Origin of the sequence: Variovorax sp. PAMC28562, assembly GCF_014303735.1 — a bacterium.
Classification (GTDB): domain Bacteria; phylum Pseudomonadota; class Gammaproteobacteria; order Burkholderiales; family Burkholderiaceae_C; genus Variovorax.
In genome coordinates, this window is record NZ_CP060296.1 from 1,016,278 (window position 1) to 1,027,267 (window position 10,990).

At 66.9% G+C, this 10,990-nt stretch carries 7 protein-coding genes; 2 read left to right on the forward strand and 5 right to left on the reverse strand.

Annotation, left to right across the window (positions count from 1 at the left end):
* Positions 1-5: 5 nt before the first annotated feature.
* Together H7F36_RS04790 and H7F36_RS04795 are read right to left on the reverse strand one after the other, a co-directional pair.
* The gene (locus H7F36_RS04790; protein ID WP_187054802.1) at positions 6-1,697 is read right to left on the reverse strand and encodes a ShlB/FhaC/HecB family hemolysin secretion/activation protein; all 1,692 of its coding nucleotides are present in this window, start codon (positions 1,695-1,697) and stop codon (positions 6-8) included.
* 272 nt (positions 1,698-1,969) lie between these two features.
* On the reverse strand, positions 1,970-3,115 hold the full coding sequence (locus tag H7F36_RS04795; RefSeq protein ID WP_187053605.1) for a murein transglycosylase A: 1,146 nt from the start codon (positions 3,113-3,115) through the stop codon (positions 1,970-1,972).
* On the opposite strand from H7F36_RS04795, the gene H7F36_RS04800 reads away from it, so the two are divergent.
* Both H7F36_RS04800 and H7F36_RS04805 read left to right on the forward strand, forming a co-directional pair.
* A complete protein-coding gene (locus H7F36_RS04800; protein WP_187053606.1) occupies positions 3,114-3,275 on the forward strand; it encodes a hypothetical protein in 162 nt (53 codons plus the stop codon). The genes H7F36_RS04795 and H7F36_RS04800 overlap by 2 nt on opposite strands.
* 60 nt (positions 3,276-3,335) lie before the next feature.
* Entirely contained in the window at positions 3,336-3,989 is a 654-nt protein-coding gene (locus H7F36_RS04805) for an OmpA family protein (protein ID WP_187053607.1), read from the forward strand.
* Between the two features lie 17 nt (positions 3,990-4,006).
* Here H7F36_RS04805 and H7F36_RS04810 read toward each other — a convergent pair whose 3' ends face one another.
* From H7F36_RS04810 to H7F36_RS04820, 3 genes are all read right to left on the reverse strand, one after another.
* Positions 4,007-4,633 carry a response regulator transcription factor gene (locus tag H7F36_RS04810; protein ID WP_187053608.1) on the reverse strand — a complete coding sequence of 209 codons (627 nt, stop codon included), beginning with the start codon at positions 4,631-4,633 and terminating at the stop codon, positions 4,007-4,009.
* Between the two features lie 14 nt (positions 4,634-4,647).
* Complete coding sequence (locus H7F36_RS04815) at positions 4,648-6,690, reverse strand: ATP-binding protein (protein WP_261802608.1); 2,043 nt, start codon at positions 6,688-6,690, stop codon at positions 4,648-4,650.
* Positions 6,691-6,843: 153 nt separating this feature from the next.
* On the reverse strand, positions 6,844-10,968 hold the full coding sequence (locus H7F36_RS04820) for a YhdP family protein (RefSeq protein WP_187053610.1): 4,125 nt from the start codon (positions 10,966-10,968) through the stop codon (positions 6,844-6,846).
* Between the last annotated feature and the right edge of the window lie 22 nt (positions 10,969-10,990).

Sequence of the window (10,990 nt, forward strand, 5' to 3'; positions counted from 1 at the left end):
GCGGCTCAGAAGCTGAAATTCAGATTGAAGCCACCCGTCACCTTGGCGGTGCGGTAGCCCTCGGGCTTTCTGATCGGCGCCCCCACGAAGAGGTCGTAGTTCAGGCCCTTCGGAGCACCCGGCAACGCGCCTGGCAACGCACCGCGCACGCCGACCACGCCGCCGGCCAGGTGGTTGCCCAGCCCTTGTGCCGTCGAGCGGCCGCCCACATGGCCGTAGTCCAGCCCGAGGTAGAGCTCCGCACCGGTCTGCCCCAGCGCCCAGCCCAGGTCATTGCGCAGCAGCCAGCCGCGGTCGCCCAGCAGGTTGCTCTCGCCGTCGAAGCCACGCACCGTGTAGCGCCCGCCGATGGCGAAGCGGTCCTGCGGCGTGAGCTGGGTGCCGTTCCACTGCGCCCGCCACAGGCCGCCGTAGCGCAGCTTCTGTCCGCCCAGGGTGAAGGGCACGTTGGCGTTGACCTCGGCGGTCGTCAGATGGAAGTAGGAAGTGCCTTCGCCGAAGGCGTCTTCGGGTGCCGCAAGCGCACCGAAGGCATGGGTGCCGCGTCGGTAGGCGAGCGTGCCTTCCAGAGTCGCTGCGCCGATGAACTCCTTGTGGTTGAGGCTGGCTTCCCAGCCGCCCACCACGCGACGCTGCACGTCGATCTCGGTGTCGTCCACACTGTTGCTGGAGGCGCGGCGAAACGCACGAACACTTGCCGTCGTCTTGCGCGATGCATCGCGGTACAACAGGCGCGACAGCCGCACTTCGGCATTGCTGGTCTCCCCGGCGTAGACATAGGTCTGATTCAGGCCCTGCACCGACTGGTGGTACTTGCCCTGGGACGCGGTGGCACCGAGCAGCCAGTACCCGTAAGGCACGGAGTAGTGAACGGTCTGGCCGCTGGTACCCGAACCGTGGTGGTTGAAGGCATCGTGGTTCAGGCTGACGTAGAACAGATCGTTCAGGCCGAGCGGGTTGTCCCAGGCGACGGTGGCGCCGGTCTGCCACTGGCCGGTGGCGTTGGTGCCGCTGTCGTCCAGGCCGAGGGTCATGCGCAGGGGCATCTTCTGCGTGTACTGGATGACCAGATCACTGTCGCCCGGCTTCGCGTTGGCCGCCTTCGAGGGTTCGATCTGGATGTCGGCGTCGGCGGTGGGCAGGCGCTTGAAGTTCTCCAGGCCCTGTTCGATGTCGCGCAGGTTGAGGAGGTCACCGGCGCGGGCAGGGATGGCGGTGAGCAGGCTGGTTCGCGCTGTGGAGCCATCCGAAAATCTCAACGCAGCGATGCGGCCGGGCACGAGGGTCAGCGTCAAGGTGCCTTGCGCCAGGTCCTGCGGTGCGGCCAGTACGCGGGTGGTGACCCAGCCGCGGCCGATCAGCGCTTGCTGCAGGCGAGCCAGGACGGTGTTGACGCCAGCCGTGCCGATGCAGCGGCCGATCGGGCTGTCGTCGTGCGAGGGTCCGGACGCGGAATCGAGGATCCACTGGAACTGCTCAGACGCTTCGCCGGCAAGGACAACGCGACCGATCCTGAAGCAGGGTGACTCGTGCGTCGGGAGTTGCCGGTCTTCGGTCTTGGCCTGCGCGGGCAGGCGCTCGTCGACCGTGCGTTCCTGCTGTTCGCGCAGGGCGCGTTCACGCTCCTGCTGGCGCTGCTCTTCGACGAATGGGCGGGGCGCGGTGGGGCTGACCTGGGCCTGCACGCCGATGGACATCGAGAGCAGAAGGCATGCGAGCGCGATGGCTTGCAACGGGCAAGCCGGGACTGGATTGGAACGAAACACGAGACTCCCTGAACGCGGTCTGGTGCCGCGCGCCGGGATTGTCTGGAGGGGGTGCCGTGACGTGTGCCAACGCAATGTGAACTGGAAAACTTGACGGGCTGGCGTCAGATATTGCACGGGCCGTGTGGCGGGGTGCACACAGCCGGCTCGGGCCGTCGAATGCTTTTGGCTTTACCCGAGCCCGCGTGGCGCGCGGCATCTGCTCAAGGCGTCGCAGCTGCTTTCGGCCACAGCGCCCACAGCCGCAACGGCTGGTTCACCTTGGCGGCGAGCCGCCCCGCATCGATGCCGGTGCCGGCAAAGTAATCGGCGCGCACCGCGCCCAGGATGGCGCTGCCGGTGTCTTGCGCCACCACCAGCTTGGCGAGTTGCAGGGTCTGGCCGTTCGACGCGAGCCAGACGGGCGTGCCGTAAGGAATGCTGTCGCGGTCGACCGCTATGGAGCGTCCGGCAGTGAGCGGCACGCCCTGCGCGCCGCGCGGGCCAGCGTCCACATCGGTCAACGCTTCTTCACGGAAAAACACGTAGCGCGGGTTGCTCCACAGCAGTTGCGGCACGCGTTGCGGATTTTGGGCGGCCCAGGCCTTGGTGTCATCGGGCCATTTGGTGACACGCGTGGCGCCTTGACCCACGAGCCATGACTGGATGCTCTTGTAAGGCTGGTCGTTCGTGCCGGCGAAAGCCACGCGCACCGTTCGCTGCGAGCCATCGGCTTCGGTGATGCGCAGCCTGCCTGAGCCCTGGATGTGCAGCATCATCATGTCGATCGGGTCAGCCAGCCAGGCGATCTCGCGGCCGCGCAATGCGGCCTGTGCTTCGGGCACCGTGTCGATCTCTTGCCGGGTGAACCAGGGCCGTCGCGCACCGATGCTGGCAGGCGGTTGATAGAGCGGGACGCTGAACGCAGCGGTGGGCCGACGCGAGGCTTCGAACACCGGTTCGTAGTAACTGGTGAGCTGACCATCGCTCTGGCCGGCAAGCGACTCGATGCGGTACGGTTGCAGCCGGTCGATCATCCACTGGCGCTGTTCGTCGGGGCTGCCGATCGACAGCCGCCGCACGTCGCCGCACAGTGGCTTGAATACCGCGTTGGGCCGAGCGCAGTTCGACAGCAATGCGATCCAGCCTTCATGCAGCGGGTCTTCGACGAAGCCGGGAAGCTCGGTCCACGCGACCGGCACCCAGCGGCTTTTGGGATGCGTGAGCGAACCAGTGAGCGGGCCGAGATCGGGCGGGGGCGTGGCGGCCGAAGGCGCAGTGGCATCGGGCAGACGCGGGCCGAAGGAGCACCCCGCCAGCATTGCCACTACCATCGCCACCCCAAGCCGCCACCGGAGTCCTTGTTTCATGGGTCTGATTTTGCTCGAAGCCTTCGCAGCCGGCGCGGTGCTTGTCCTCATCGTCTGGTGGACCATGTTCTCGGGCCGCAAGCGCGGTGAAATCGATGACACACCCGCACACAAGGACGGGGATGCGGCCGACGCTGACGACAAGCTGCCGCCAACATAATCGCGGCTCTTTAGATAATCAGTCGTTAACCAGTTCAGTCACCGAGTCAAAGGGATCACCATGAAAAAACTCATTCTTGCAACCGCCACCGCTGCCGTTGTTTTGTCGGGCTGCGCCGGCATGACCGATACGCAACGCACCACCGGTGCGGGCGCCGGCATCGGCGCGTTGGCCGGTGCCGCCATCGGCTCCGCCACGGGCGGCAACCGCGGTGCGATCGGCACCGGTGCAGCGGTCGGCGCACTGGCCGGCGCAGCAGGCGGCTACTTCTGGTCGCAACGCATGGAAGCGCAAAAGCGCCAGATGGAACAGGCCACGCAAGGCACCGGCATCGCGGTCACGCAAACGGCCAACAACGAGCTCAAGCTGGCGATTCCGAGCGACGCGTCGTTCGATCTCGGCCGCGCCAACATCAAGCCGACTCTGGCCCCGGTGCTGGACCAGTTCGCGACCGGCCTGCGCAACAACGCGAACGCCGACGTGCGCATCATCGGCCACACGGACAACGCGGGCTCCGACGCGATCAACAACCCGTTGTCGGTCGAACGCGCTGCCAGCGCGCGCGACTATCTGATCTCGCGCGGCGTGCGTTCCTCGGCAATCAACATCGATGGCCGCGGTTCGCGCGAGCCGGTGGCCAACAACGCGACCGACAGTGGCCGCGCACAAAACCGCCGCATCGAAATCTACGTGGGCGAGCGTTCGCAGGGCTAACGCAAACAGACGGCCGTTCAGGCCGGCCGCAGCAGGTTGGCCAGCTCCACGGCCGACCTGACCTCCATCTTTTCGAACAGTCGCGCGCGGTGAACTTCCACCGTGCGCACGCTGATCGAGAGCTGGTCGGCAATCAGCTTGTTGGGCAGGCCTTCGACGACGAGCCTCATCACCTCGCGCTCGCGCTCAGTGAGTTCTGCGATGCGATCGGTAAGCCGGCGCTGCGCCTGCTTGCGGTCCAGCGATCGCAGCGATGCGCCCAGCGCGTGCTCGATGCGATCGACCAGCGCGTTGTCTGAAAACGGCTTCTCGCAGAAGTCGAACGCACCGCGCTTGACCAGGTCCACCGCGGTCGGCACATCGGCATGGCCGGTCAAGAAAATCACCGGCATGGCATCGAGCAAACCTCGCTCTGCCAACCGATCGAACAACACGAGCCCGCTGGTGCCGGGCATGCGCACGTCGAGCAGCAGGCAATGCGGCCGCTCGGTCACCGGCATGTCGAGCAGCCGCTCTTCGAACGCCTCGGCGGCCGCGAAGTGTTCGCTCTCCAGCCGACGCGAGCGCAGCAGCCACGCCAATGCTTCGCGCACGCTGGCGTCGTCGTCGACGATAAAGATGAGGGCATCGTTCAGCGGTTGCACGGACGTATGTTCTTTCAGGCGGCGGGCAAGGTAAAGCGGAACACGGTGCCGCGCGGCCGATGCGGTGCAAAGACCAGCGCACCGCCATGTTGTTCGACGACCGTGCGACACAGGCTCAGGCCGAGCCCCATGCCGTCGGCCCGCGTGGTGAAGAAGGGCGTGAAGAGCCGCTCTTCGACATCCTCGCTGATGCCACTGCCGATGTCGGCCACCGAGAACTCGACCCAACGACGGCCTTCTGCGGCGCGTGCGTTGCCATTGCTGTTCCCGTTTCTGTTGTCGGTGCCGCCAGCCAGCAGCACGCGCAGTTGCAGCACGCGGTCGACGAACTCCGGCAGGTCCATTGCCTGCATTCCGTTGCGTGACAGATTGAGCAGCACCTGCTCGACCAGCGTGCGGTCGCACAGCACGGCCGGCAACGGGTCTTCGAGCACCATGTCGATGCGCACTGAGAGCTTGCGCGCCTGCAATTGCACCAGCGGCAGCACGGCATCGATGAGCGCACGTGGCGCCACCGCCTCGCGCGTACGGTCGCGCCGCCGCACGAAGTCATGCACGCTGCGAATCACCTGCCCGGCGCGGTCGGCCTGCTCGGCGATGCGGCGCACGGCCATCGCGACTTCGACATTGGTGTCGATCACCGCGCCACGGTCCGCGTCATCCCGATCGGCTCCACCTTCGAGCAGGTTGAGCGAGCCGCTCGCATAGCTGGCAATCGCCGCGAGCGGCTGCGCGAGTTCGTGGCTCAGCAGCGAGGCCATCTCGCCGACGGTCGCGAGTCTGGCGCTGGCCTGCAGCCGCTCCTGGCTGGCGCGCGACAGTTCTTCGATGCGACGCTGCTCGCTGACATCGATGAAGGCGCTCATCCAGCCGGTTTGCACGCGCTGTGCGTTGAGCAGCGGCGCCTCGAAGATCAGCACCGGAAAGCGCGAGCCGTCCTTGCGCATGAAGACCGATTCGAAGCCTTCGCGCGGTGGCACGCCGCCGGCCAGACGATGCGCTTGTCGCTGCTGATATTCGTGCGCCAGTTCGGTCGGCCAATAGGGCGCCTCGGGCATGCCGGGGGCGTCGCGATGACCCGTCTCCGATCCAGCCGTCTCCCCGTGCCCGGCCATCAATTCTTCTGCGCTGAAACCGACCATCTCGCAGAAGGCCGGGTTGACATAGGTGAGCCGGCCGCGGAGGTCGCGCGCGCGCAGGCCGGTGATCACCGAGTCTTCCATCGCCTTGCGGAACGCGAGCGTCTCGGCAAGTTCAAACTCCGCCTTGAGGCGCCTTCGCGTGTCGCGTGCCAGCAGCACCAGCACCGACACCAGCGCGATCGAGATGGCGGTGACCAGCGCGGTCAGCAGGTTGGGGAAGATATCGGGCGCAGCGCGCCAGCCGTCGACGCGCAGCATGAGCGTGACGCCCGGCAAGTCGACCAGCTGCTGCGAAGTGAAGATGCGCGTGCCGGCGCGACGGCGCACGCCGATGATGGCGAGCCGCGTGCCATCGGGCTCCGCAAAGGCGACCTCCTGGCCGCGTGCGAGCGTCGGGCCGAGCAGCTCGGTCAGCATGTCGCGCAAGCCATAGGTCGCAACCAGATAACCGCCCTCGATCGGCACGCACAGCTCCATCAGTTCGATGCCACCGCCTTCGGGCATCGGCACATAGTGGCTCGGCGAATAGGCCGGTGCCACCAGCTTGCGCGCCGTGGTGCAGGCCAGCGCCACATCGTTTTGCTCGCTGCCCCGCGTGACCTTGTCGAAGATGCGCATGCGATAGGGTGTTTCGAGCACGGCCAAAGGCGTCAGACCCGCATCGCGCCGCTCCAGCCGGACCATCTCGCGGTGCTCGCGCAGCAGCGCTGCTGCCTCGGGTGGCCACGCTGCATCGCCTGGCGCGTTTTGCGCGGGCAACCGCAACGCACGCAGGCCTTGAATGTTGCGCTGGAGACTGCCGCGCAAATCAGCTACTGCGTCGGTGGTGTCGCGATCGAGCGCGGCCTGGGCTTGCTCGACCTCATGGCGCCCCGCCAGCCAGACCACGGTGCCCAGCAATGCAAGCACGAGCATGGCGAGCAACAGCCACAGATACCAGCGCTGCCAGGCGTTGCGCTCGAAGCCAGGGACGCTCACCACACGCTCATGCTTCGAGCGGCAAGGCATGCGTGCGCGCCAGATTGACCCCGCGCGAAACGGCGGAAACCATCTGGATCGCAGCGACTTTCATTGCTTGATCTCCGTGTTGGACGGTAGGCCAGGCGCCGTCGACGATCCCGCCAGTGGCGTTCGGCGCGCCACTTTGGTGATCTTCGGGTCGGTCCACGAGCCTTCGATCTGGAACTCCTGCGTGGCGGCTGCGGACAACGGCTTGCTCAGCAACCACTGCGCCAGGAAGGTGCCCAGCCCGATGGCCGGATTGATGGCAGTAGCGACCAGCGCAGCCGTGCCGGCCGTGATCTCGGGCACCACCACCACGCGCAAATTTTGCGTCTCGCGCGCAATGTCGGCCGAGCCCTCCAGTAACGCCGCTGCGTTCACGCCCTTCATCTGCAGGTTGTTGGTGGTGGCCGTGCCATCGACGATGCGGGCATCGCCGCGCACGAAATCGAAGGAGAAGCCCTGGCTGAACACATCGCGGAAATCGAGCGTGAGCCGGCGCGGCAACGCCTGCAGGTTGAGTACGCCGAGCAGCTTGGCCAAGCCCGGGTCGGCCTTCAAAAACTGGCCTGATTCGACATCGACCTGCAGTTGTCCGTTGAGGCTCGGATAGTCGAGCGAGAACGGTGATCCTTGCCAGTCCACATCACCGCCCAGCTTGCCTTTGCCGCGACGCAGAACGTCCTTCATGCCGAAGCGATTGAGCAGAGCCCCGGCATCGGCGATGTCGAGCTTGAAGTTCATCGAAGTGCGACGTGGTGCCGCACGGCTGCGCGGCGCGGCGCCCGGCACTGCCGCCCACGAACCCTGCGCGGTGAAGGTGGCTTCGGGCATCGTAAGGCTGAGCTTGTTGAGCTTCCATTCGCGCGTTGCGCCGCCGAGGTTGACGGCATCGATTTCGGCACGGCCGAGCCGCTTGCCGAGCAGCTCGAAATCATCGACCACCACATCGAGCGCGGGCAGCGTGTCGGGTTGCTCGTCGAGCAGCGATTCGACCGCGTGCGCCTCGCTCGGCGCGATCTTCAAGCGCGCCAGTCGTGCGTGCAATCGACCTGCCTGCGTGTGCCGATATTCGGCATAGCCACTCAGTTCGACGGCGTCGATGTTGGCCCGCCACAGCGTGCCGTCGCGCGTGCCGCCCAGCACCACGTCGTGCAGCGTGCGGCCCGACACCGCGAGCTCCTTGGCACGCACGGCGATCATGGTCGGCAGATACGAGAGCGCATCGTCGGCGCTGGTGGCGTTGGCCACGGCCTCGGGCGCACTGCCGGTGGTCTCGGTAAAGAGCGCCTGCCAGGCCGCGAGGTCGAGCCGTGCAAGGTTGATGTTGGCCTGCACGCCACTGGGTGGCGGCGCAGCGGCTTCGCCCGCGTTCAGCCCGACTGCGATGAAGCCGCGCGACACCTTGGCATCGTCGCCCGACACATCGCGGACGTACTGCGCCGATGCGACCTTGCCGAGTTCGACCGACAACTGGTCTTGCACCAGCGGCGTGCGGCCGGCGCGGGCCTCGCGCGACAACACTTTCTTCTCGACCTTGAGCGGCATCGCTTCGTCGGCTGGCTTGGCAAGTGGCGCCGGCAAATTCAGCCCGAGGCCGACGAGGCTGCTGGTCAGCAGGAACTCGGGCGTGCCATCGCGCACCGACAGCGAGGCGGCATAGCCAGCGCTGCCGGTCGCCTTGGTCGCCAGCCGCGCAAGCCAGTCGACCTCACGCGCGGCACGCAAGCCTTCAGCGGTCACGGTGCCCGTCGCCTTGAAGCTCAGGTCTTGCGGCGTGGCGCCCGCCCCCACGGCTGATCCACCAAAACGTCCCTTGCCTTCGATGCGCGTTTCGCCGCCCATCAAGCGCGCCTGCACGCCGGCCAGCGAGAAACCGCCTTCGGTGAAGTTCAGGGTGCCGCGCGCCTGCGTCAGCGCGGGTGCTTCGGGCACGAGTTGCAGGTCGTTGTCGGTCAGCGCAATGCTGGCCTGTACCTTTGCCTTGTCGACGGCCGCGAGCGGCAGGTCGAGCTTGAGCCGGTAGTCCGCATTGCCGGTAGCGCGCACCTTGCCCATCGGCTCGCCGAGCGGGCCAGCCAGCGCCGCGCCGGCATGCAGCAGCTCGGCCAGCGGCCCGCGCGCCTGTGCATCGACCTTCAGCAGCGCGGCCGGGTGCGCCATATCGGCGATCTGCGCTTCGGCCTTATCGATCTCGATGCCGGGCGCGCCGACGATGCGGCCACGCGCGTTGCGCACCAGCATGCCGGCGCGCTCGAACACCAGTTCGCCGGAAAGGCGATCGAGCGCCGGCCAGACGACCGCGGGTGACACACCCCGCGCCATGGCGCCGGTCGATTTGGCGAGCTGCGGCGGCACGTAGGCGTAGGTCACATCGGCCACCTTGGCCGCGATGCGAAAGTCGCCATCGCGCGGGTCCATGAAGGGCATGTCGTGCAGGTCGCCCTTGACGCGAAACTCCACGATGCTGGCGCTTCCCTTGTTGACGGCATCGCGCACGTAGTCGCGCGTCGGCTTGGGGATGTCGAGCGGCAGGTAGCGAAACACGCGCGTGCCGTCGGCGCGGGTCAGCTTGCCCTGCAGGTCGAGCACGCCCGGGTGGCGGCTCTTGCCATGCGACACGGCCGGATCGCTGGTGCGCCAGGTGGCTTCGGCCTCGCCCTCGGCATCGGCGTTGGCAAAGCGCGCTTTCGACACCTGTACCTGCGCCTTGTCGCCGTCGAGCTTCCATTGCAGTTGCGACGACAGCTGGTCGATCGGCACCACCGGCTCTTCGAACACGCCAGGCAAATCGAGCGCGCCCTTGGCGATCGACAAGCTCGCGGTGCCACCGGCCTGGCTGGCATCGAACTCGGCGGTGGCACCGCGCAAGCCCGGCGTGCCGATGCGCACACCTTCCGGTGGCGCTTGCGAAGCCAGGCTGAAGCCGCTGACACGCCCTTTGGCCTGGTAGGTCTCAAGCGCATCGAACGGGCCTTGCCAACGCGTGTCGATGCGCTCGACCAGGCCGCGCGGCGCGAACGATTCGATGGCCTTGTGCGTGGCTTCGCCCAACGGCAGACGATCGGCGATGAGCGCGAGCGCGCCCAGGTCGAGACGATCGGCCTTGAATGCGCCGTGCTCCGCCGTCTTGCCGCGCGCCGGCGTGTGCTGAAACCACAGGTTGCCACCGGGCCAGCGCGAGCCGTCGGCGGTGTCGAACTGCAGGTCGCGGGTCGAAAATTCGAGCGTCTGGTCCTTCAACTGGCCGGCCAGCCGTCCGGTCACCGCGCGCAGCACCAGCGGCTGCAGCTTGTCGCCGAGCGAGGCATCGATTCGCGCCAGCCCGAGATCGGCCGCGCCGCCGACGAGCTTGCCGCCGTCCACATCGGCCCAGACCCGCAACGCGCCGTTGCCTTCGCGAATGCGCGCGTCGAGCGCCACGTAGCGACCGAGCCGCGTGGCGTCGATGTTGGGCAGGTCGGCGTAGATCTGCCCGTTCCAGCTTTGCCACTTGCCGCTGTGCACCGACAGCAGTGGCTGGCGGAACTGGCCCCGCAACGTGAAGCGGTCCCCCCAACCTGCGGGCGGCGTGGCGTCGAGCCGCAACGCATGGCGCCGCGCGCTGTTGCGCGAGACGAACTCCACATTGGTCAGTAGCACCGGTTCGGCGTGGCGGCGCTCGTCGGTCCAGCGCACCGTGCCGCCCTGAATGATGAATTCGCGCTGGCCGAAGAACCAATCGGCCGCGCGCGTTTCTCCGGTGGTGTCGGTCGACACATCGAGACCAGCGACATGCAGCTTGCCTGCGGCATCGAGTCGCACTTCGAGCTGCGGGCTTTCGATATAGAGCTGCTCGAAGTTGGTCTTCCAGAGCGACCGCGGCGACACGCTCGCCACCACGCGCGACAGGCGCAACGCGTCGCGCTGTTGGGCGTCTTGCAGCACCACGTCGCGCAGCTCGAAAGTGGGGAACAAACCGTTCGATTGCGCGGTGATGGAACCGATGCGAACAGGTACCCCGATGACCCTGCTGGCTTGTGCCTCGAGCGCACCGCGGTATTCGCCGATTCGCGGCACAATCCATCCGTGTAGGACAAGCACTGACAGCGCGAAAACCAGCCACGCGCCCATCAGCAAACCCAACAGCCAGCGCGCCGTGACAGCGGTGACTTTGAGCAGACGTGAAGGGGAAGACACCGTGTCGTTCATTGAGAGTCGCGCTGTATCAGGA

Excerpts from the sequence above, each read along its gene's own strand:
- H7F36_RS04790 (WP_187054802.1), bottom strand. The coding sequence starts at position 1,697 with ATGTCCATCGGCGTGCAGGCCCAGGTCAGCCCCACCGCGCCCCGCCCA.
- H7F36_RS04800 (WP_187053606.1), top strand. The coding sequence starts at position 3,114 with ATGGGTCTGATTTTGCTCGAAGCCTTCGCAGCCGGCGCGGTGCTTGTC.
- H7F36_RS04795 (WP_187053605.1), bottom strand. The coding sequence starts at position 3,115 with ATGAAACAAGGACTCCGGTGGCGGCTTGGGGTGGCGATGGTAGTGGCA.
- H7F36_RS04805 (WP_187053607.1), top strand. The coding sequence starts at position 3,336 with ATGAAAAAACTCATTCTTGCAACCGCCACCGCTGCCGTTGTTTTGTCG.
- H7F36_RS04815 (WP_261802608.1), bottom strand. The coding sequence starts at position 6,690 with ATGCTCGTGCTTGCATTGCTGGGCACCGTGGTCTGGCTGGCGGGGCGC.
- H7F36_RS04820 (WP_187053610.1), bottom strand. The coding sequence starts at position 10,968 with ATGAACGACACGGTGTCTTCCCCTTCACGTCTGCTCAAAGTCACCGCT.